The sequence below is a fragment of the Zeimonas sediminis genome (assembly GCF_023721795.1).
Taxonomy (GTDB): Bacteria; Pseudomonadota; Gammaproteobacteria; order Burkholderiales; family Burkholderiaceae_E; genus Zeimonas; species Zeimonas sediminis.
In genome coordinates this window covers 2,672,954-2,692,121 of record NZ_JAMQYE010000001.1, presented here as the reverse complement: position 1 = coordinate 2,692,121, position 19,168 = coordinate 2,672,954, and the positions used below count along the sequence as shown (strand labels likewise).

The window sequence follows — 19,168 nt, the reverse complement described above, 5'->3', positions numbered from 1 at the left end:
ACGGGGCGCGCCGATGTCAAATCGTTGCGGCGGGCGCGTCGGACCGCAGCTTGGCCAGCATCGAGCGCACCCGCACCGGCTCGTCGGAGGCGAGCAGCCGCGACACCTTCGGCGCGAGCTTCGACGCGTCGGCCCGCAGGATCTCCTGCTTGACGCGAAGCAGGCTCGCCTGGTGCATCGAGAACTGCGTGAGCCCCATGCCTAGCAGCAGCCGCGTGGCCGCCCAGTCGCCGGCCATTTCGCCGCAGACCGCCACCGGCTTGCCCGCCTTGCGGCCGGCGCGGATCGTCATCGCGACCAGCCTGAGCACCGCCGGGTGGAACGGGTCGTACAGCGCCGCCACCTCGTGGTCGGCGCGGTCGATCGCCAGCGTGTACTGGATCAGGTCGTTGGTGCCGATCGACAGGAAGTCGAGCCGGCGCACGAACAGGCCCGCGGTCAGCGCGGCGGCCGGCACCTCCACCATGCCGCCGACCTGCATGCCGCGGTCGAACGGAATGCCGCGCTCGGCGAGCTGCGCGCGCGCCTGGTCGATCAGCTGCAGCGCCTGCTCGATCTCGTGGCCGTGCGCGAGCATCGGGATCAGCAGGCGCACCGGCCCGTGGACCGAGGCGCGCAGGATCGCGCGCAGCTGCGTGAGGAACACCGCCGGCGCCGCCAGGCAATAGCGGATCGCGCGGCGCCCCAGCGCCGGGTTCGGCGCGGCGCCCGGATGCTCGCTCGGCAGCTCCTTGTCGGCGCCCACGTCGATCGTGCGGATCGTGACCGGGCGGCCCTTCATGCCGAGCACCGCCTCGCGGTAGGCCTCGTACTGCTCGTCCTCGCCGGGCAGCTCGCGCCGGTTCAGGAACAGGAACTCGGAGCGGAACAGGCCGACGCCCTCGGCGCCCGCCTCCAGCGCCTGCGCGGCCTCGCCGGGCAGCTCGATGTTCGCGTGCAGCTGTATCGGCTGGCCGTCGAGCGTGGCCGCGGGCACCCGGATCAGCCGGCGCAGCCTCTCGCGCTCGAGCTGGCCCTCGGCCTGCCGGTGGCGGTACTCGGCCAGCACCGCCTCGTCGGGCGCCACGACGACGATGCCTGCGTCGCCGTCGAGGATCAGCCAGTCGTCGTCCCGGATCAGCTGGCCGGCGCTGCCCAGCCCGAGCACCGCCGGCACGTTCATGCTGCGCGCCAGGATCGCCATGTGCGAGGTCGCGCCGCCCAGGTCGATCGCGAAGCCCAGCGCCGAGCGCAGCGACAGCATGTCGGCCGGCGCGATGTCCTCGGCGACGAAGATCGCCGGCTCCGAGGCCTGCATGCCGCGGGCCCGCGAGCCGGACAGCGCGCGGATCACCCGGTCGGCGACCTGCTCGACGTCGCGGCCGCGCTCGCTCAGGTACTCGTCCTCGAGCTCGGCGAACTGGGCGGCAAGGTGGCCGGCCTGCGCCGAGATCGCCCACTCGGCGTTCCACAGGTGCTCGCGGATCGCGGCGCGCGCGGCCTCGGACAGCGCCGGGTCGTCGAGGATCATCGCGTGCACGTCGAGCAGCGCGCGGGCCTCGGCCGGCGCGTCCTCGGGCAGGTGCTCGGCGAGCTCCCTGAGCTCGGACTTCACGACCGCGATCGCGACCTCGAGCCGCTCGACCTCGCTCCAGGCCTGCGCCGGCTGGACCCGGTAGCGCACCACGTCGCGCTGGCGCGACTCGACGACGCGCGCGCGGCCGATGACGATGCCGCCGCCTATCCCGGTGCCGTGCAGGCTGAACATGGCCGCGTCACTCCTCGTCGAAGCCGGCTTCGATCAGTTCGCGCAGCGCGGCCACCGCCTCGCCTTCGTCGGGGCCCTCGGCCTCGATCTTCAGCGTGCTGCCGCGCGCGGCCGCCAGCATCATCACCCCCATGATGCTCTTGGCGTTGACCCGCCGGCCGTTCTTGGTGAGCCAGACCTCGGCCGCGAACTTCCCGGCCAGCGCGCTGAGCTTCGCCGAGGGCCGCGCGTGCAGGCCCAGCCGGTTGACGACGACGACGTCGGCCCCGGTCATCGCGCGGCCTCCCTGTCCTCGGGGCGCATCGGGCGGATCGCGCCCTGCCCGGCCGCGACCAGCTCGTCGACGACTTCCTCGACCGGACGCCGGCGCTGCGTGATCGCCTTCAGCAGCATCGGCAGGTTGACGCCGGCCACCACGTACACGCGCAGCGGCTCGGCCAGCTCCATCGCGATCCGCGACGGCGTGGCGCCGAAGCAGTCGGTGAACACGATCACGCCGCTGCCGTCGTTGATCCGCGCGAGCAGCTCGCGCGCCGCGCCGATCGCCGCCTCGGGATCCTCGTCGGGAATCACGTCGAGCGCCGCCAGCTGCGGCGGCAGCCTGCCGAACACGTGGCGCGTGCAGCGGATCAGCGCGGTGCCGAGCGGTTCGTGCGAAACCACCATGATGCCGATCATCGCGGGCCCGCCGCCTCCTCGAGCGCGTCGACGAACATCGCGGCCACGTCGAAGCCGGTCTGGTCGCGGATCTCCTGGAAGCAGGTCGGGCTGGTCACGTTGATCTCGGTGATGCACTCGCCGATCAGGTCCAGGCCAACCAGCAGCAGGCCGCGCGGCGCGAGCACCTTCGCGACCGCCTCGCCGATCTCCCGGTCCTTCGCCGAAAGTTCGCGCGCCACGCCGCGCCCGCCGGCGGCAAGGTTGCCGCGGAACTCGCCGGTCTTGGGAATGCGTGCCAGGCAGAAGGGCACCACCTTGCCGCCGATCAGCAGCACCCGCTTGTCGCCGTCGGCGATCTCGGGCAGGAAGCGCTGCGCCATCACCGATCGGTTGCCGAACTGGTTCAGCGTCTCGATGATCACCGACAGGTTGGGGTCGCCGCGCTCGGCGCGGAAGATCGAGGTGCCGCCCATGCCGTCGAGCAGCTTGAAGACCGCGATGCCGTGCTCGTCGACGAAGGCGCGCAGCGCCGCCGCGCTGCGGGTCACCAGCATCGGCGCGGAGAACTCCGGGAACTCGGCGATCGCCAGCTTCTCGTTGTGGCCGCGGATCGCGGTGGGGTCGTTGTAGACGCGCGCGCCCTCGCGCACCGCGTGCTCGAGCAGGTAGGTGGAGTACACGTACTCCATGTCGAAGGGCGGGTCCTTGCGCATCAGCGTGGCGTCGAAGGCGGCCACCGGCTCCTCGGAGGGCTCGCCGAGCGCGTACCAGGCCTTGTCCTTGCCGGTCGGGTCGAGCAGGCGCAGCAGCCGCGCGTGGGCGACGGTGCGCCCGCCAGCCAGCGAAAGCTCGTGCTGCTCGCAGACGAAGACCGCGTGGCCGCGCCGGTCGGCCTCGACCATCATCGCGAAGGTCGAGTCCTTGTACGTGGTGATTTTCTCGAGCGGGTCGAGGATGATCAGGATGCGCATCGATGGGATTCCCGGCCCGGGTCGGCCATGGCGTCGGTGAAGGATCGAGGATCCGGCGGGGTTCGCGCCCGATTGTAGCGCCGGGCCCTTCGAAGCGAGGCGCGGCGCCTCGGGGGCGACGCGCCGCGCCTTGCGAGGGCCGGGCGCCGCGCCACGGAAAAAGGGGCCCGAAGGCCCCTTTCTCGTCCTGCCCCCGGGCTGCGCGCCCGGGGAGGTTTCCGGCCGGTCGCGCGGCGGGCCGGGCGGCGCCTGCCGCCCGTCCGGCCGCACCGGTCACCGGGTGTAGGCCGACTCGCCGTGCGAGACGATGTCCAGGCCCTCGCGCTCTTCCTCTTCGGTCACGCGCAGCCCGATCATCATGTCGACCAGCTTGTAGGCGATCAGCGACACCACGCCGGACCAGACGATCGTGATGATCACGCCCTTGGCCTGGATGACGACCTGGCTGGCGATCGAGAAGTCCTCGGCGCCGGTGCCGCCCAGCCAGGGCGCGGTGAACACGCCGGTCAGCAGCGCCCCCACGATGCCGCCCACGCCGTGCACGCCGAACACGTCCAGCGCGTCGTCGGCGCCCAGCATCCGCTTCAGGCCGCCCACGCCCCACAGGCAGACCAGGCCGGCGATCAGGCCGATCAGGATCGCGCCCATCGGGCCGACGGAGCCGGCGGCCGGGGTGATCGCGACGAGACCGCCGACCGCGCCCGAGGCCGCGCCCAGCATCGAGGCCTTGCCCTTGGACATCGCCTCGCCGGCGATCCAGGACAGCGTGGCGGCGCCGGTGGCCAGCAGCGTGTTGATCAGCGCGAGCGCGGCGGTGGCGTTCGACTCCAGCGCCGAGCCGGCGTTGAAGCCGAACCAGCCCACCCACAGCATCGAGGCGCCGACCATCGTGAGCGTCAGCGAGTGCGGGGGCATCGCCTCCTTGCCGTAGCCGATGCGCTTGCCGACCAGGTAGGCGCCCACCAGGCCGGCGATGCCGGCGTTGATGTGCACGACCGTGCCGCCGGCGAAGTCGAGCGCGCCGTCCTTGAACAGCAGGCCCTCGCCGTACCACACCATGTGCGCGACCGGCAGGTAGCTGAAGGTGAACCAGATCGCCGCGAACAACAGCACCGCGGAGAACTTGATCCGCTCGGCGAAGGAGCCGACGATCAGGCCGCAGGTGATGGCCGCGAAGGTGGCCTGGAAGGCGATGAACACGTACTCGGGGATCTTGATCCCTTCACTGAACGTGTCGGCGAGCGAGTCCACGCCCACGCCCTTCAGGAAGATCTTCTCGAACGAGCCGAAGAACTGGCCGGTGCCGGTGAAGGCGATGCTGTAGCCGTAGATCGCCCACAGCACGACGATCATCGAGAAGACGACGAAGACCTGCATCAGCACCGACAGCATGTTCTTCGCGCGGACCAGGCCGCCGTAGAACAGCGCCAGGCCGGGGATCGTCATCGCGATGACCAGCACGGTCGCGGTCATCATCCAGGCCACGTCGCCCTTGTTCACCGTGGCTTCGGCCGCAAGGGCCGCCGGGGACAGCATCAGGCCCCCTATCGTCGCCAGCAGGGCTGCCGGCACTCGAGTCAGCGATTTCATCATGTTCTCCAGGGTCTCGAAGGGCGCTCAGAGCGCCTCGTTGCCGGTCTCGCCGGTGCGGATCCGGACGACCTGCTCGACGTCGTAGACGAAGATCTTTCCGTCACCGATCTTTCCGGTGCGGGCCGAGCTTTCGATCGCCTCGATCGCCTGCTCGACCAGGTTGTCGGCGACCGCCGCCTCGATCTTCACTTTCGGCAGGAAGTCGACGACGTACTCGGCGCCCCGGTACAGCTCGGTGTGGCCCTTCTGCCGGCCGAAGCCCTTGACCTCGGTGACGGTGATGCCCTGCACGCCGATCGCCGACAGCGCCTCGCGCACTTCGTCGAGCTTGAAAGGCTTGATGATGGCCGTGATGAGTTTCATCTGTATCTCCCGGGCGGCCGGCGCTCGCCGGCCGCCGCTGTCCGGTTCAGAACGACTTGCTGACCGAGAGCACCACCGTGCCCTTGCCCAGGTCGCGGTTGAAGGCGTTGCGGTAGCACTCGCCGGTGTCGCCCTTGGCGTTCGTGTCGACGTAGGCCAGCCCGAAGCCGAGGCCCGCGTACTCCTTCGTCACGCCCAGCTTCCAGTCGGTGTACGAGCAGTCGTCCTTGGCGCGCACCTGCACGCCGCCCACGCTGCCCGCCGGGATCCGCTGGTAGCCGACGTGCGCGACCAGGCCGAAGCCGGCCGGCAGCTCGAAGGTGCCGGTCAGGTCCAGGTAGCCTGCGCCCTTGCTGTCGTCGAAGCCGAACAGGTTGGTGACCGCGTGCGAGTACTTCAGCGTGTAGTTCTTCCAGCTGCCGGCCACGTACAGCTCGGTCGTGTTCGGCGAGGTGAAGCCGGTCGGATAGGTGCCCGGGTAGTAGTAACGCAGGATGCCGACGTCGTAGCCGATGTCGCCGAAGCTGCCCTTGTAGCCGCCGTAGAAGTCCATCTCGATGCTGTTGCTGATCGAGCCTGCGCCGGCGTCGGACAGCCAGCTCACGTTCGAGGCCCACAAGCCGAGATAGATGCCGCTGGCGTGGCCGTAGTCGATGCCGCCCTGGATCGCGGGCTTGCCGTTGGTCTGGCTGATGCCGCGGAAGCGGTAGTCGCTGGCGACGGTCATGTTCGCGGTCACCGTGTGCGGCGAGGCGGCCGCGGCCGACTGGGCGGTGGCGACGGCAGGGATGCCGACCGCGGAAGCGGCCAGCGCGACGGCGATGAGGGTTTTCTTCATGATTGGACGCTCCGTAAGGGTTTCGGGTCGTATCGAGACGACTCGGGAGCCCTCATGCATTTCCCGTGCCAGCTCCGTTGGAGACCGGCGACGTGGCCGCCGCCGCCCCTTGCCGCGCGATCGACGGGCTGTTGTGCACGATATTGGTGCATCACCATGATGCCCCGGGATTCCGAAGTTGCACCATTGTCGTGCGCAAAGGGCTCGCGCACCCGATCGATGCGAAATGGCCGGACGCCGGCGCGGCGAGCCGGCCCGCCGCCGGGCCTAGGCCATCGGGTCGAGCGCCCGCGGGGAACCGGGCCGGGACCGCGTGCTAGACTCGTTTCACCATGTCGAAGCCCACTCCGCAGGCGTTGATCGCCGATCTCCAGGAGCGCCTCGCCGGCTTGCTGCGCAACAGCCCCGCCGGCGACCTCGAGCGCAATCTGCGGGCCGTCCTCGGCCAGACCTTCCAGCGCCTCGACCTGGTCACGCGCGACGAGTTCGACGCGCAGCTCGAGCGCATGGCCCGGCTGCAGGAACGCATCGCGCGCCTCGAGCAGGCGCTCGACGAGCAGGAGCGCCGGCAAGCCTGATTCGCCGGCCGGCGCGCCGGCCGGAGGTCCGGATGTCGCTGGCAGTGGTGCAGAGCAGGGCGCTGGTGGGCGTGGCCGCCCCGCCGGTCAGCGTCGAAGTCCATCTCGGGCTCGGCCTGCCCGCCTTTCACGTCGTCGGATTGCCCGAAACCGAGGTGCGCGAGAGCCGCGAGCGGGTTCGCGCGGCCCTGTTGCACGCCGGCTTCGACTTCCCCAACCGCCGGCTCACGGTCAACCTGGCGCCGGCCGACCTGCCGAAGGACTCCGGCCGCTTCGACCTGCCGATCGCGCTCGGCATCCTGGCCGCCAGCGGCCAGTTGCCGGCCGCGTCGCTGGACGGCGTCGAGTTCGTCGGCGAGCTGTCGCTCACCGGGCAGGTCCGGCCGATCCGCGGCGCGATCGCGCTGGCGGCCGCCGTGGCGCGGACCGCAGGCACCCGCGGGCTGGCCCTGCCCGCCGCGAACGCCGGCGAGGCCGCGCTGGTCGATGGCCTGCGCATCGTCGCGGCCGACACGCTGCCCCGGCTGGTGGCGCAGCTGCGCGGCGAGCTTCCGTTCGAACGGGTCGAGCCCGAGCGCCGCCGCGCCGGCCTCGGCGCCGATGGCGCGCCGGCCGCCGAATTCGGCGCGGTCAAGGGTCACCGCGCGGCCAAACGCGCGCTCGAGATCGCCGCCGCGGGCCGGCACAGCGTGCTGATGCTCGGCCCGCCCGGGGCGGGCAAGTCGCTGCTCGCCGCCTGCCTGCCGGCAATCCTCCCGCCGATGGACGACGACGATGCGCTGCAGGCCGCGTCGGTCGCCAGCCTGGCCGGGCGCTTTCGCCCCGAGGACTGGGGGCGGCGCCCCTTCCGCGCGCCGCACCACAGCGCGTCGACCGCGGCGCTGGTGGGCGGCGGGCCTAATCCCCGCCCCGGCGAGATCAGCCTCGCCCACCACGGCGTGCTGTTCCTCGACGAACTGCCCGAATTCGGGCGCGGGGCGCTGGAGGCGCTTCGCGAGCCCCTCGAAACCGGCCGCATCGCGCTGTCGCGCGCCGCGCGCCAAGTGGAGCTGCCGGCCGACTTCCAGCTGGTCGGGGCGATGAATCCCTGCCCCTGCGGCTATCTCGGCGAAGATCGCTGTCGCTGCACGCCCGAGCAGGTGCTGCGCTACCAGGGCCGCCTCTCCGGCCCGCTTCTCGACAGGATCGACATCCAGATCCGCGTGCGCCCGGTCGACGAGCAGGTGCTCACTTCCCCCGCCAACGGCGAGGCCACCGAAACCATTCTCGCGCGGGTGACGGCGGCGCAGGCCAGGCAGCTCGCGCGGCAGGGCATCGCCAACGCCGCGCTGGGGCCGGCCGGCATCGATCGCCACTGCCCGCTCGATCCCGACGCCCTGTCGCTGCTGCACGCCGCCGCCCGCCGGCTGCGCTGGTCCTCGCGCGCGCTGCACCGGGCGATCCGGCTCGCGCGCACGATCGCCGACCTGGCCGGTCGAGACCGGATAGGCGCGACCGACGTCGGCGAGGCCATCGGCTACCGGCGCGGCCTGCTGACCGGCCCCGAGCCGACAGCGGGCGTCGGCCCGATCGCGGGCGCCGGGCCGACGCCGGATCCGGGCCGACAGCCCGGCCGGGGGCTATCATCGGGGCACCCTTCGATCCCAGCCGCCGGTCCGCCATGACATCGTCCGCCCCTCCCCCGAAGCCCGGGCCGTCGTCTTCCGGCGCCGCCGGATCCGGCCCAGCCGAGGCGGCCCCCGGGATCGCCGCCGGCGGAGAGTTGCCGCTCGCAGGCCTGAAGGTCGTCGAGCTGCACGCGATCGGCCCGGTGCCCTTCGCCGGCCAGCTGCTGCGAGGGCTCGGCGCCGAGGTGGTCCGCGTTTCGCCGCCCAGCGATCCGGGGCTCGGGGTCGACATGCTTCCCGAGCACGACGTGCTCAATATCGGCAAGACCGCCCTGCGCCTCGACCTGAAGCGACCCGAGGCGCTCGAGGCGCTGCACGCCCAGCTGGCGGGCGCCGACGTTCTGCTCGAGGGCTTCAGGCCTGGCGTACTGGAGCGCCTCGGGCTGGCGCCCGACGCGCTGCTCGCGCGGCACCCCCGGCTGGTCGTCGGGCGCCTGTCCGGCTGGGGCAGCAGCGGATCGCTGGCGCCGCGCGCCGGGCACGACATCAACTACCTGGCGCTCGCGGGCGTGCTGCACGCGATCGGTGCGGCCGCGCAGCCGGTGCCGCCGCTGAACCTGGTCGCCGACTTCGGCGGCGGCGCGATGCACCTGCTGGTCGGCGTGCTGGCGAAGCTGGTCCGGCGGGGAATCTCCGGGCGCGGCGGCGTGGCCGAGACCAGCATCCTGGCCGGCACCGTGGGCCTCACCGGCATGTTCTACGGCCTGCTGGCCGGCGGCGGCTGGGGCCTGGCGCGCGAGGCGAACCTGCTCGACGGCGCCGCACCCTTCTACCGCGCCTACCGCTGCGCCGACCTGCGGTTCGTGGCGGTCGGCGCGCTGGAGCCGAAGTTCTGGCGGCAGCTGCTCCAGTTGCTCGATCTGGACGGCGAGATCGATCCGGCCGACCAGTACCGGCCCGGGTCCTGGCCGGCTACCGCCGAGCGGCTCGCCCGCCGCTTCGCCGAGCACGACCGCGACCACTGGGCCGCGCTCGCCGAAACCGCCGACGCCTGCCTGTCGCCGGTGCTCGACTTCCTCGAGGCGGCCCGGCATCCGCACAACCTCGCCAACGGGCTCTACCTGGACGATCCCTTCCCGCAGCCCGGGTCGGTGCTGCGCTTCCCGCAGTGAGCCCCCGTCGGCAGCGCCGATCCGGCAGGAGCCGGCCCGGCGCGCGTCAGTGTCGCCGGCCGGGCAAGGGCGGGCGTGGCCCGGCGCGGCGATCGTGAACCTGCCGCTGGGCATCGCCTGGGCCTTCGCCGCCGGGCTGATGTGGGGGCTGGTGTTCGTGGCCCCGGCGATCCTGCACGACTACCCGCCGGCGATCCTGTCGGTCAGCCGCTACCTGGCCTTCGGCCTGATCGCGCTGCCGCTGGCGCTGGCGAGCCGGCGCCGGATCGGCGCGCTCGAGCGAGCCGACTGGGTCGAGGCCGCGAAGCTGTCGCTGGTCGGCAACCTGCTCTACTACGGCTTCCTGGCGGCCGCGATCCAGCTGGCCGGCCCGCCGCTGCCCACGATGATCATCGGCAGCCTGCCGGTCGTGATCGCGATCGCCTCGAACCTCGGCGAGCGCACGCTGCCCTGGCGCAAGCTGGCGGGTTCGCTGCTGGTGATCGCCGCAGGCATCCTGCTGGTCAACCGCGACGAGCTCGCGCGGGTCTCGTCGGGGCCCTCAGGGTCTGCCGCGCTGCTGCCCGGCGCCGCGCTCGCGCTGGCCGCGGTCGCCTGCTGGACCTGGTACCCGATCCGCAACGCCCGCTGGCTGCGGGCGCGGCCCGGCCTGCGCTCGGACACCTGGGCGACCGCCCAGGGGCTCACGACCTTGCCGCTGGCGCTGGCCGGCTGGCTGGCGCTGGGCGCGGTGGAGGCCCTGGGTCGATCGGCCTCCCCGGGCGAGGCGAGCCCCGTGGCGAGCGGGGCGACCGGAGCGCTGGCGGCCGGCTTCGACTGGCCGCTCGGTCCTCAGCCGGCGACCTTCCTGGGCCTGATGCTCGCGATCGCGCTGTTGGCCTCGTGGCTGGGCACGCTGTGCTGGAACCGGGCGAGCCAGCTGCTGCCGACCTCGCTGGCCGGTCAGCTGATCGTGTTCGAGACGCTGTCCGCGCTCGCGATGGGCTTCGCTTGGCGCGGCCAGTGGCCGGCCCCGGGCACCTGGCTGGGCATCGCGCTGCTGGTCGCCGGCGTGGTGCTCGGCGTGCGGGCCTTCAGCCCTCGTGCCGGGGCGGGCTGACGCGCCAGAGCACCAGCACGAGCAGCGAAAGCCCCTGCAGTGCCACCCACACCATCATCGCGCCGCGAAAGCCCTCGCCGCCGCCGGCCGAGCCGCCCAGCGCGTCGACCAGCACGCCGAACAGCCACTGCGCGAGGAACATCCCCGAGAAGATCAGCAGGTTGAAGGCGGTGAACGCGCGGCCGGTCAGCTGCTCCGGGAACACCAGGCTCACGTGCGTCTGGGTCAGCGTGTGCACGGTCACCAGGATCGCCACGCCGAGCCACAGCAGCCAGGCGAGCGGCCCGCCGGCGAAGGCGATCGCCAGCTGGGTGGCGAGCAACAGCACCGAACCCATCACCACCAGGCTGAGCGTCGACCAGCCGCGCCGGGCCAGCCGCGGCGCGGCCCAGCCCAGCGCCAGGTAGCCGAACATCAGCACCATGTTGAAGGCGAACAGCGCGCGAGCCGATTCGTCGAGCCCCATGCCCAGCACCTGCCTGAACCAGGGGCCGATCCACAGGCTCTGGAAGGCGATGAAGCTCGACTGGATCATCATCGCCGGGATCACGAAGCGCCAGAAATAGGGCGTCGAGAACACGGTCAGGTAGCCGGCCCACGGCGACTCGCCCTTCTTCGGCGACTGCATCGGCTCGTGCGGCAGCAGGAAGAAGATCGCGGCGCTGGCCACCGCGAGCAGCAGCGCCGCGACCCAGAACACGCCACGCCAGCCCAGCAGCGGCAGCGCCATCTGGACCGGTACGGTGGTGACCAGCGCCCCGAGCGTGCCCGCGACCAGCATCCAGGCCGCGAGCTGCTGCTGCCGCTCGGCGGCGTACCAGAAGCGGAAGGCGCGCAGCGAGCACATCAGCGCGCCCGAGACGCCCGCGCCGATCAGCGCGCGGCCCGCCCACAGCATCGCCGGCCCGGTGGCCAGCGCGAACACCGCGCAGCCCGCCGCCGCGACCAGCAGCAGCGACGCGTCGACACGGCGCGAGCCGAACCGGTCGAGCCAGATGCCGAGCGGCAGCTGTAGCGCGGCGAAGGCGAAGAAATAGGCTGCCGACAGCGAGCCGAGCTGGGCATTGGTGAGCCCGAACTCCTCGGTCAGGCCGGGCGAGATCATCGCGTTGACCGATCGCAACGCGTACGACATGAAGTAGCCGCCGGCGAAGGCCAGGAAGACCCGGATCGCCGCGCCGGCCGGCAGCAGGGCGGCGGCGGCAGCCGGGCCCGTGCCGGCCGCCCGCCCGCTCGTCGGGGTGCTCGCAGTGCTCATTCGAGGATCCGGAAGCCGTCGAGGAAGGTGCGCGCCTGCTCGGGATCCGGATCGGGGCCCAGCACGACGGCCTGCCAGGCGCGGCCCTCGCGCGAAGCGAACACCGCGTGCATCGCCACCTCGCGATCGCCGGCACGGCCGGAAGCCCGGATCCGCCACCCCGGCGCCGAGCCGGTGGCCCGGCCCGACGGGTCGACGACCGGCACCGCGATCGCCTCGGCGCCGGCCTCGCGTCCGCCGATGTTGCGCACCATCGCGGAGCGCATCGCGGCCAGCGCGCGCTCCCTCACCGCCACCGACGCGTCCGGGAGCCTCACCGCACCGACGACGAAGGCCACGCCGTCGATCCGCGCGCCCTGCATCGCCATCTGCACCGCCATGCCGTCGAGGTCGATCGGGAGGGTCAAGCGGTCGGGGCGATCGGGCATCATCGCCAGGTAGCCGTCCTCGTCGGCGCGGATCTCCCGCCAGTCGTAGCGGGGCGAACAGCCGGAGAGGGCGACGAATGCCGCGAGGATGATCGCGATCAGCGTAAAGGGGATCGGCAGGCGCGGCGACCGTGCGACAGGGGCTTGCATCGGCTAATGTTAGCAACCAGCCGTCAACGATCCAGGGAGGTGGGAATGATCTACGAGTTCAAGTCGCGGGTAACCGGAACGGTCGTCATGAACAAGGGCGCCGCCGAATGGATCCTCGGCGTGATCGGCAAGCAGCCGGGCCCGCAAGGCATCATCACGGTCGAGCAGATGCCGGCCGCGATCGAGGCGCTGCGCAAGGCGGTCGAGGAAGACAAGCGGGCGGTACGCGAAGCCCGCCGAGAGAGCGCCCACCGCGAAGCCGAGGCGGAAGGCGCCGAGGAAGAGGAAGCCGCGGCGGCGGTGGTGACCCACGCCCAGCGCGCCTGGCCGTTCATCGAGATGCTGGTCGAGGCACACAAGGGCGGCCGGGAGATCACCTGGGGCGTCTGAGCCCCTGGGCGTAAGGGCGGCCGCTACAGGCCCCTGAACAGCGCCACCGCCGCCGGCACCACCAGCGCGGCGATCAGGCCGTGCAGGCCCAGCGCGAGCCCGGCGAAGGCGCCGGCCTCGTCGCTCTCCTGGAAGGCCCGAGCGGTGCCGATGCCGTGCGCGGCCGTGCCCAGCGAGAAGCCGCGCGCGATCGGGCTGCGAACGCCGCAGGCCGAGAACACGTATCGGCTCAGCACCGCGCCCAGGATCCCGGTCGTCACGCAGTACACCGCGGTCAGCGCCGGGTTGCCCCCGATCTGCTCGGCGATGCCCATCGCGATCGGCGCGGTCACCGACTTCGGCAGCAGCGACAGCATCGTCTCCTCGCTCGCGCCGAGCAGCCATGCGACGCCGACCGCGGTCAGCGCGCTGGCCACGCCGCCGCAGACCAGCGCCAGCAACAGCGGCCAGCGGTGACGGCGCAGGGCGGGCAACTGCGCGAACAGCGGCACGGCCAGCGCGACCGTTGCGGGCCCCAGCAGGAAGTGCACGAACTGCGCGCCCTCGAAGTACTGCGGATAGGGCACGCCAGTGAGCGCGAACACCGCGACCAGGACCAGCACCGCGATCGCCACCGGATTGGCCAGCGGATGCAGGCCGGCGCGCCGCGCCACCCAGAGCCCGACGCAGTAGGCGGCCAACGTGGCGGCCAGCCCGAACAAGGGAGTGGCCGACAGGTAGACCCAGAGCTGGAAGAACTCGGGCTTCATGGCGCCGGCCCCTCGGATCCCTGCCGGTCGCCCGCCGGCGGCCGGCGATCGACCAGCCGGCCGAGCACCCAGGCGGTGACGCCGATGCCGACCAGCGTGCTGACCAGCACCGACGCGAGGATCACCAGCCACTCGCGGGCCAGCTGCGGGTAGTACAGCATCACGCCCACGCCGGCCGGCACGAACAGCAGGGACATGTGCCCGTGCAGCATCGCCGCAGCCTGGCGCAGGCCTTCGGAAGCCTCACCGCGCCAGCGCAGGTAGAGGAACAGCAGCGCGAGCCCGACGACCGGCCCCGGCACCGGCAGCTGCGCGGCGCGCGCCGCGAGCTCGCCGACGAGCTGGAACAGCAGGAGCGCGGTCAGCGCCTCGATCATCGGCTGGCGACTACAGCTGCACGACCGCGCGCCCGATCCCGTCGAACGCCGCCTCGACCCGGTCGCCCGCTCGCGCCGGCAGCATGCCCGCCCAGGCGCCGGTGGTGACCACCGTGCCGGCAGGCAGCGCGCGGCCTTCGCGCGCCGCGTGGCGCAGCCAGACCGGCAGCAGCCAGGTCGGCGAGCCGAGCGGATGCGTGCCGGTGCGCTCGACCGGCGCGGCCTCGCCGATCGTGACCGAGCAGCGCTGCGCGGACCAATCGCGCCGCGCGTACGGTACCCAGTCGGCCAGCGCGAGCGCGCCGTGCGACTGCAGGTCGGCGAGCTTCTGCGGCGCGCTGGCCTGCGCCGCATCGGTCCAGCGGCTGTCGACGATCTCGATCGACACGCACATCGCGTCGACGAGCTCGTCGGCGATCCGGTCGGCCTCGGCCACCCGCGCGGCGGCCGACTCGCGCGCAGCCGCGGTCGCGGCCTCGGACATCCGGGCCGCGGCATCGGGCGTGACCTCGCGACCGAGCCGCAACGCGACCTCGATCTCGATCAGCGGCGCGAAGAAGCGCCAGGTCGAGAAGTCGGCCGGGCTCGCCTTCACGCCCTCCGGCGGCAGCGGCGCGTGGGTGAGCGCCTGCTCGCGAGAGGGGCCGCCCGACTTCCAGGCGCTGGCGACGCCGCCGGGAAACCAGCCGAGGGCCTCGGCGACCGCGGCCTGGACCGCGTAGGCGGCGTCGGCGTCGGGGACTGCCGCAAGCCAGTCGGCCGGCGACAGGGGCCGATGCTCTCGGCGGGCGGCGGCGAGCGCCGCAGCCAGGGAATCCGTGGACTGGGACATTCGAATTCTCGATTCAGGGAATGGGGGCAAACGCGAGTAGCGATACCGACGGAACGCTAGCACGGCGGGACCGCGCTCGATCCCGCCAGACGAGCAGCCTCCGCGGGAAAGTTTCCAAGCCGGAAACAATGGGTTTCGCCAGTCATGCTCACCACGATACGGCAGACGACTATGCTTCGAGGCCGGAAAAATCTTCCGACTGTTTGCCATTCGTCAATGAAGCTGCCCGACACTACGACCTTCGTTCACCGCAGTCCCGAGTCGAAGCTGGTCTTCGGCAACGGGTCGGCGGCGACGCTTCAGGCGGAACTCGCTGCGATCGGGGTGTCGCGGCCGGTCGTTATCGGCGGCCGGCGCACTGCCGCCTCGCCGCTCTTCGAGAAGGTCCTGCGCGGACTCGGAAATCTACCGGCGGCGATATACGCCGAGGTACCGGCCCACTCATCGGTCGCGACCGTGCGGGAAGTCTGCGCGCTCGGGCGGTCCCACTCGGCCGACGGCTTCGTCGCGGTCGGTGGCGGCAGCGCTTCCGACACGGCCAAGGCGGCCTCGCTGTGGCTCGCCGAGGGCGGGGAGCTGGAAGATCATGCGAGCCGCTTCACGCCGCCGGACCGCCTCCACATTCCCGTCCTTTCGCGCCCGAAGCTGCCGATCGCATCGGTCCCCTCGACCGCCTCGGCCGCCGAGGTGACCCCGAGCCTCGGCATCCGGGCCGAGGACGGCCGAAAGCTGCTGTTCTCGGACCCGCGCCTGGCGAGCCGGCTGATCGTGGTCGACCCGGAGGCCGCGCTCTGCGTGCCCGGCGCGATCCTGCTGTCGACCGGCATGAACGGCCTCGCCCACTGCCTGGAAGGCCTCTACTCGAAGACTCGCACGCCGGTCACGACCGCGCTCGCGCTGCACGGCACGAGCCTGTTCAGCGACGCGCTGCCCGCGGTGGCCCGCCAGCCGGGTTCGCTGGCTGCGCGCTCCGCGCTGATGGCCGCGGCCCACTTGTCCGGGCTCGTGCTGCTCAATGCGCGAACCTGCCTGCACCACGCGATCTGCCACGCGATCGGCGCGGCATCCGGCGCCGCGCACGGCGACGCCAACTCGGTGATCCTGCCGCACGCGCTTCGCTTCAACGCCGATGCGGCGCAGGCGGAACTGGCAGAGGGCGCCCGCGCCCTGGGCGCTCCGGCTGCGAGTCCCGCGGCGCTGATCGAGGCGATCGAGTCCCTGCAGGCCGAGATCGGCGTACCCAGGCGCCTGCGCGACATCGGCGTCGATCGCGGGCTGCTCGCGCGGATCGCCGAAAAGGTGATGGGCGAGCGCGGCCTGTACTTCAACCCGAAGCCGGTCGCGGATGCCGGGCGGATCCTGGAATTGCTGGAGGCCGCCTGGTGAGAGGCGAGGTCACGAACACGGATGCGACCCGGCTCGGGCCGGGCACTCAGGAGGCAAGGATGCGAATCGTTCCGACGAAGGGCCCGCTCGGGGCGTCTATCGAGGGCGTGGACCTCTCGGTCCCGCTCGACGAGGGCACGCTGCAGGCGATCGAGCGGGCGCTCGGCGACCACGGCGTGATCCGCTTCGTCGGCCAGCGGCTTACCCCGCTGCAGCTGAAGACGTTCAGCGCCAACTTCGGCGAGCTGGAAATCAACGTCGCCAACGTGCACCAGGAAGCCGACGCGCCGGAGGTCATGACGCTGTCGAACATCAAGGTCGACGGCAAGCCGATCGGGCTGGGCGACGCGGGCCAGGGCTGGCACACCGACATGTCCTACAGCAGCATGGTCGCCTTCGCCAACGTGCTGTACGGCATCACGATACCGCGGCGCGACGGCCGCCCGCTGGGCGGCACGCAGTTCGCCGACATGGCGGCGGCCTACGATGCGCTGCCCGACGACGTCAAGGGCAGGATCGAGGGCCGCACCGCCACGCACGACTTCGCGAAATTCTGGGACATGATGCGCGCGGCGCCCGGCAGCACGCGCCCTCCGCTCACCGAGGCGCAGCGCAAGGCCAAGCCCCCTGTCTCGCATCCGCTGGTGCTGGTCCACCCGATCTCCGGGCGCAGGGTCCTGTACGCGAATCCCGGCTACACGATCCGGATCGACGGCATGTCCGTCGACGAGAGCGATGCGCTGCTGGCATTCCTGTTCGAGCACCAGCTGCAGGAACGCTTCCTGTACCTGCACGAGTGGACCGAGGGCGACGTGCTGATGTGGGACAACCTGCGAACGATCCATCGCGCGATCGCCGACTACACTGCCGACGAGCCTCGCCTGATCAAGCGCTGCCAGGTCATGGCAACCCGCTACTTCGCGCACTGAGCGCGTCGATCGGCATCCGCGAGACCGAACTTCGATGAGACTTGCCAGCTACCTCCCCCGCGACGGCGCGCCCGGCGCCCCGCGAGTGGGCGTCCTGCTCGCGGACGGCCTGCTCGACGTGACCGACTGGGTCGACGCGCTGCCGTGCGCCCCGCGCAATCCGCGAGTTCCGGGCTCGACCGGCTCGCCCTCGTCCGGGATGCTGCGGCTGCTCGAGAGTGGGCCGGAGGCGCTCCGCGCGCTCGCGGAGCGGGTGCGGCAACCCGGATCGACGGAGCCGCGGCTCGTGCCCCTTGCGGCGGTCGAGTTGCTCGCCCCGATCCCGAATCCCCGGAAGATCGTCGCGATCGGCCGCAACTACGCAGACCACGCGGCCGAGACCGGCGTCGCAGCGTTCGAGAAGCCCCGGATCATCGCCAAGCTCCCGAACTCGGTGGTCGGTCCCGGCGCGCAGGTGGCGATTCCCGCCGGCGTCGAGAAGCTCGATTTCGAGGTCGAACTCGGCGTGGTCATCGGGCGCCCGGCACACAAGGTTCGCGCGGACGAGGCCCTGGCCCACGTCGCCGGCTACACGGTGCTGAACGACCTCAGCGCGAGAGAGTTCCAGTTCGACGTCTCGCCGCCGCAGACCACCTTCGCCAAGAGCATGGACGGCTTCTGCCCGATGGGCCCGTGGCTGGTCACGGCGGACGAGGTGGCGGACCCGCAGGCACTGGAGCTGCGCTGCGCGGTCAACGGCCAGGAGATGCAGCACGCGTCCACGGCGCAGATGATCTTCCCGGTCGCGCGCCTGATCGAGTACATCACCGGATTCGTGACGCTGCTGCCCGGCGACGTCATCGCGACCGGCACGCCGTCCGGCGTGGGCGCATTTCGCAAGCCGCCCGTCTGGCTGAAGCCCGGCGACCGGCTCCGGCTGGAGGTTTCCGGCATCGGCGTGCTCGAGCACACGATTGCCTGACCCAGGCGCCCGCGCTCCGGCGAGGCGGGCGAGACGATCGAGAACCACGACAGCAACGAGGAGACTCACGATGAAAAGCCTGAAAGGAATGCTCGCGGCGGCCCTGGCCTGCGCAGTGCCGTTCGCGGTCGCGCCCGCCGCGGCCCAGGACTTCCCCAGCAAGCCGGTGAAGCTCGTCGTCGGCTATTCCGCCGGCGGCCCCACCGACGTGCTCGCGCGGCTGCTCGCAGCCGACCTGACCGAGATCCTGGGCCAGAGCGTGATCGTCGAGAACAAGCCGGGCGCGGCCGGGCGGATCGGCACCGAGTACGTCGCCCAGTCGGCTCCGGACGGTTACACGCTGACCGTGAGCACGCTGGCCCACAACGTCAATCCGCTGCTCTTTCCGAAGTCGGTCAAGTACCACCCGCTGAAGGACTTCTCGCCGGTCGTCCTGACCTCGCTGCTGCCGATGGTGGCGGTCACCGCCTACGAGTCTCCGGCCAACTCGCTGGAAGACATCGTCAAGCGCGCCCGCGCCAACCCGGGCGCGGTGACCTACGGCTCGTCGGGCAACGGCGGGTCCGCGCACCTCGCCGCCGCGCTGCTCGAGACGCTGTCGGAGACCAAGATGAACCACGTGCCCTTCAAGGGCAACGGCCCCGCCCTGATCGAGGTCATGGCCGGTCGCGTGGACTTCATGTTCTACCCGATGGTCGGCATCAAGCAGCACATCGAGCAGAAGAAGATCAAGCCGCTGGCCGTGACGACCGCCGCGCGCCACCCCGACTATCCCGACACGCCGACGACCGCCGAGCAGGGCCTGAAGGGATTCGAGGAGTACACGCAGGGGATCGGTGTCCTGGCTCCCGCCGGCACGCCGGCCGACGTCGTGGCCAAGCTGAACAAGGCGCTCAACGAGTCGCTGAAGCGTCCGGCCACCGCCGAGAAACTTCGCCAGCTCGGCGCGATCGTCGTCGGCGGCGCGCCCGAGGATTTCCGCAACTGGCTGGCGAAGGACGCCGAGCGCTGGGACCGGGTCATCCGCGCGGCGAACGTGAAGGTCGAGTGACGCGAGGACCCGTCCGGCAACGGCGAGGC

At 71.8% G+C, this 19,168-nt stretch carries 21 protein-coding genes; 9 read left to right on the top strand and 12 right to left on the bottom strand.

Going from position 1 to position 19,168, the window contains the following annotated elements:
* Positions 1-16: 16 nt before the first annotated feature.
* The 7 genes from ptsP to M6I34_RS12720 form a co-directional block, all read right to left on the bottom strand.
* Complete coding sequence (gene ptsP, locus M6I34_RS12750; RefSeq protein ID WP_272486053.1) at positions 17-1,747, bottom strand: phosphoenolpyruvate--protein phosphotransferase; 1,731 nt, start codon at positions 1,745-1,747, stop codon at positions 17-19.
* Between the two features lie 7 nt (positions 1,748-1,754).
* Entirely contained in the window at positions 1,755-2,021 is a 267-nt protein-coding gene (locus M6I34_RS12745) for an HPr family phosphocarrier protein (protein WP_272486052.1), read from the bottom strand.
* Positions 2,018-2,425, bottom strand: a complete 408-nt coding sequence (locus tag M6I34_RS12740; RefSeq protein ID WP_272486051.1) for a PTS sugar transporter subunit IIA — start codon at positions 2,423-2,425, stop codon at positions 2,018-2,020. The genes M6I34_RS12745 and M6I34_RS12740 overlap by 4 nt, the downstream gene beginning before the upstream one ends.
* Positions 2,422-3,378 (bottom strand): glutathione synthase, encoded by a 957-nt coding sequence (gshB, locus tag M6I34_RS12735; protein WP_272486050.1) that lies wholly within the window; start codon positions 3,376-3,378, stop codon positions 2,422-2,424. Before gshB ends, M6I34_RS12740 begins: the two co-directional genes overlap by 4 nt.
* Before the next feature lie 273 nt (positions 3,379-3,651).
* Positions 3,652-4,968, bottom strand: a complete 1,317-nt coding sequence (locus M6I34_RS12730; RefSeq protein ID WP_272486049.1) for an ammonium transporter — start codon at positions 4,966-4,968, stop codon at positions 3,652-3,654.
* A gap of 27 nt (positions 4,969-4,995) precedes the next feature.
* Positions 4,996-5,334 carry a P-II family nitrogen regulator gene (gene glnK / locus M6I34_RS12725; protein ID WP_272486048.1) on the bottom strand — a complete coding sequence of 113 codons (339 nt, stop codon included), beginning with the start codon at positions 5,332-5,334 and terminating at the stop codon, positions 4,996-4,998.
* 46 nt (positions 5,335-5,380) lie between these two features.
* Positions 5,381-6,172 carry a TorF family putative porin gene (locus M6I34_RS12720; protein ID WP_272486047.1) on the bottom strand — a complete coding sequence of 264 codons (792 nt, stop codon included), beginning with the start codon at positions 6,170-6,172 and terminating at the stop codon, positions 5,381-5,383.
* A gap of 332 nt (positions 6,173-6,504) precedes the next feature.
* Here M6I34_RS12720 and M6I34_RS12715 point away from each other — a divergent pair, with 332 nt between their 5' ends.
* From M6I34_RS12715 to M6I34_RS12700, 4 genes are all read left to right on the top strand, one after another.
* Positions 6,505-6,750, top strand: coding sequence for an accessory factor UbiK family protein (locus M6I34_RS12715; RefSeq protein ID WP_272486046.1), 246 nt, complete (start codon positions 6,505-6,507; stop codon positions 6,748-6,750).
* Positions 6,751-6,782: 32 nt separating this feature from the next.
* Positions 6,783-8,414: a YifB family Mg chelatase-like AAA ATPase gene (locus M6I34_RS12710; protein ID WP_272486045.1), complete on the top strand. Its 1,632-nt coding sequence runs from the start codon at positions 6,783-6,785 to the stop codon at positions 8,412-8,414.
* Between the two features lie 98 nt (positions 8,415-8,512).
* The gene (locus M6I34_RS12705; protein WP_272486044.1) at positions 8,513-9,529 is read left to right on the top strand and encodes a CaiB/BaiF CoA transferase family protein; all 1,017 of its coding nucleotides are present in this window, start codon (positions 8,513-8,515) and stop codon (positions 9,527-9,529) included.
* A gap of 100 nt (positions 9,530-9,629) precedes the next feature.
* Entirely contained in the window at positions 9,630-10,628 is a 999-nt protein-coding gene (locus tag M6I34_RS12700; protein WP_418953555.1) for a DMT family transporter, read from the top strand.
* Here M6I34_RS12700 and M6I34_RS12695 read toward each other — a convergent pair.
* Both M6I34_RS12695 and M6I34_RS12690 read right to left on the bottom strand, forming a co-directional pair.
* The gene (locus tag M6I34_RS12695; protein ID WP_272486043.1) at positions 10,603-11,886 is read right to left on the bottom strand and encodes an MFS transporter; all 1,284 of its coding nucleotides are present in this window, start codon (positions 11,884-11,886) and stop codon (positions 10,603-10,605) included. The two genes, M6I34_RS12700 and M6I34_RS12695, sit on opposite strands and share 26 nt — an antisense overlap.
* Positions 11,883-12,464, bottom strand: a complete 582-nt coding sequence (locus tag M6I34_RS12690; protein ID WP_272486042.1) for a hypothetical protein — start codon at positions 12,462-12,464, stop codon at positions 11,883-11,885. The genes M6I34_RS12695 and M6I34_RS12690 overlap by 4 nt, the downstream gene beginning before the upstream one ends.
* 45 nt (positions 12,465-12,509) lie before the next feature.
* Here M6I34_RS12690 and M6I34_RS12685 point away from each other — a divergent pair, with 45 nt between their 5' ends.
* Positions 12,510-12,854: a DUF1840 domain-containing protein gene (locus M6I34_RS12685; RefSeq protein ID WP_272486041.1), complete on the top strand. Its 345-nt coding sequence runs from the start codon at positions 12,510-12,512 to the stop codon at positions 12,852-12,854.
* Between the two features lie 23 nt (positions 12,855-12,877).
* Here the strand turns inward: M6I34_RS12685 and M6I34_RS12680 are convergent, their stop codons facing one another.
* The 3 genes from M6I34_RS12680 to M6I34_RS12670 are packed head-to-tail and all read right to left on the bottom strand — an operon-like array spanning position 12,878 to position 14,812.
* Positions 12,878-13,603 carry an LrgB family protein gene (locus M6I34_RS12680; protein ID WP_272486040.1) on the bottom strand — a complete coding sequence of 242 codons (726 nt, stop codon included), beginning with the start codon at positions 13,601-13,603 and terminating at the stop codon, positions 12,878-12,880.
* On the bottom strand, positions 13,600-13,980 hold the full coding sequence (locus M6I34_RS12675; protein WP_272486039.1) for a CidA/LrgA family protein: 381 nt from the start codon (positions 13,978-13,980) through the stop codon (positions 13,600-13,602). The genes M6I34_RS12680 and M6I34_RS12675 overlap by 4 nt, the downstream gene beginning before the upstream one ends.
* A 10-nt stretch (positions 13,981-13,990) precedes the next feature.
* Positions 13,991-14,812: a fumarylacetoacetate hydrolase family protein gene (locus tag M6I34_RS12670; RefSeq protein ID WP_272486038.1), complete on the bottom strand. Its 822-nt coding sequence runs from the start codon at positions 14,810-14,812 to the stop codon at positions 13,991-13,993.
* 216 nt (positions 14,813-15,028) lie between these two features.
* Here M6I34_RS12670 and M6I34_RS12665 point away from each other — a divergent pair, with 216 nt between their 5' ends.
* The 4 genes from M6I34_RS12665 (at position 15,029) to M6I34_RS12650 (ending at position 19,139) form a co-directional block, all read left to right on the top strand.
* Positions 15,029-16,198: an iron-containing alcohol dehydrogenase family protein gene (locus M6I34_RS12665; protein ID WP_272486037.1), complete on the top strand. Its 1,170-nt coding sequence runs from the start codon at positions 15,029-15,031 to the stop codon at positions 16,196-16,198.
* A 59-nt stretch (positions 16,199-16,257) separates the two neighbouring features.
* The gene (locus tag M6I34_RS12660) at positions 16,258-17,127 is read left to right on the top strand and encodes a TauD/TfdA dioxygenase family protein (protein ID WP_272486036.1); all 870 of its coding nucleotides are present in this window, start codon (positions 16,258-16,260) and stop codon (positions 17,125-17,127) included.
* A 34-nt stretch (positions 17,128-17,161) separates the two neighbouring features.
* The gene (locus M6I34_RS12655; RefSeq protein WP_272486035.1) at positions 17,162-18,088 is read left to right on the top strand and encodes a fumarylacetoacetate hydrolase family protein; all 927 of its coding nucleotides are present in this window, start codon (positions 17,162-17,164) and stop codon (positions 18,086-18,088) included.
* Positions 18,089-18,158: 70 nt separating this feature from the next.
* Positions 18,159-19,139 (top strand): Bug family tripartite tricarboxylate transporter substrate binding protein, encoded by a 981-nt coding sequence (locus tag M6I34_RS12650; RefSeq protein WP_272486034.1) that lies wholly within the window; start codon positions 18,159-18,161, stop codon positions 19,137-19,139.
* The last annotated feature ends 29 nt before the right edge of the window (positions 19,140-19,168 follow it).

Excerpts from the sequence above, each read along its gene's own strand:
- ptsP (WP_272486053.1), bottom strand. The coding sequence starts at position 1,747 with ATGTTCAGCCTGCACGGCACCGGGATAGGCGGCGGCATCGTCATCGGC.
- M6I34_RS12745 (WP_272486052.1), bottom strand. The coding sequence starts at position 2,021 with ATGACCGGGGCCGACGTCGTCGTCGTCAACCGGCTGGGCCTGCACGCG.
- M6I34_RS12740 (WP_272486051.1), bottom strand. The coding sequence starts at position 2,425 with ATGATCGGCATCATGGTGGTTTCGCACGAACCGCTCGGCACCGCGCTG.
- gshB (WP_272486050.1), bottom strand. The coding sequence starts at position 3,378 with ATGCGCATCCTGATCATCCTCGACCCGCTCGAGAAAATCACCACGTAC.
- M6I34_RS12730 (WP_272486049.1), bottom strand. The coding sequence starts at position 4,968 with ATGAAATCGCTGACTCGAGTGCCGGCAGCCCTGCTGGCGACGATAGGG.
- glnK (WP_272486048.1), bottom strand. The coding sequence starts at position 5,334 with ATGAAACTCATCACGGCCATCATCAAGCCTTTCAAGCTCGACGAAGTG.
- M6I34_RS12720 (WP_272486047.1), bottom strand. The coding sequence starts at position 6,172 with ATGAAGAAAACCCTCATCGCCGTCGCGCTGGCCGCTTCCGCGGTCGGC.
- M6I34_RS12715 (WP_272486046.1), top strand. The coding sequence starts at position 6,505 with ATGTCGAAGCCCACTCCGCAGGCGTTGATCGCCGATCTCCAGGAGCGC.
- M6I34_RS12710 (WP_272486045.1), top strand. The coding sequence starts at position 6,783 with ATGTCGCTGGCAGTGGTGCAGAGCAGGGCGCTGGTGGGCGTGGCCGCC.
- M6I34_RS12695 (WP_272486043.1), bottom strand. The coding sequence starts at position 11,886 with ATGAGCACTGCGAGCACCCCGACGAGCGGGCGGGCGGCCGGCACGGGC.
- M6I34_RS12690 (WP_272486042.1), bottom strand. The coding sequence starts at position 12,464 with ATGCAAGCCCCTGTCGCACGGTCGCCGCGCCTGCCGATCCCCTTTACG.
- M6I34_RS12685 (WP_272486041.1), top strand. The coding sequence starts at position 12,510 with ATGATCTACGAGTTCAAGTCGCGGGTAACCGGAACGGTCGTCATGAAC.
- M6I34_RS12680 (WP_272486040.1), bottom strand. The coding sequence starts at position 13,603 with ATGAAGCCCGAGTTCTTCCAGCTCTGGGTCTACCTGTCGGCCACTCCC.
- M6I34_RS12675 (WP_272486039.1), bottom strand. The coding sequence starts at position 13,980 with ATGATCGAGGCGCTGACCGCGCTCCTGCTGTTCCAGCTCGTCGGCGAG.
- M6I34_RS12670 (WP_272486038.1), bottom strand. The coding sequence starts at position 14,812 with ATGTCCCAGTCCACGGATTCCCTGGCTGCGGCGCTCGCCGCCGCCCGC.
- M6I34_RS12665 (WP_272486037.1), top strand. The coding sequence starts at position 15,029 with ATGAAGCTGCCCGACACTACGACCTTCGTTCACCGCAGTCCCGAGTCG.
- M6I34_RS12660 (WP_272486036.1), top strand. The coding sequence starts at position 16,258 with ATGCGAATCGTTCCGACGAAGGGCCCGCTCGGGGCGTCTATCGAGGGC.
- M6I34_RS12655 (WP_272486035.1), top strand. The coding sequence starts at position 17,162 with ATGAGACTTGCCAGCTACCTCCCCCGCGACGGCGCGCCCGGCGCCCCG.
- M6I34_RS12650 (WP_272486034.1), top strand. The coding sequence starts at position 18,159 with ATGAAAAGCCTGAAAGGAATGCTCGCGGCGGCCCTGGCCTGCGCAGTG.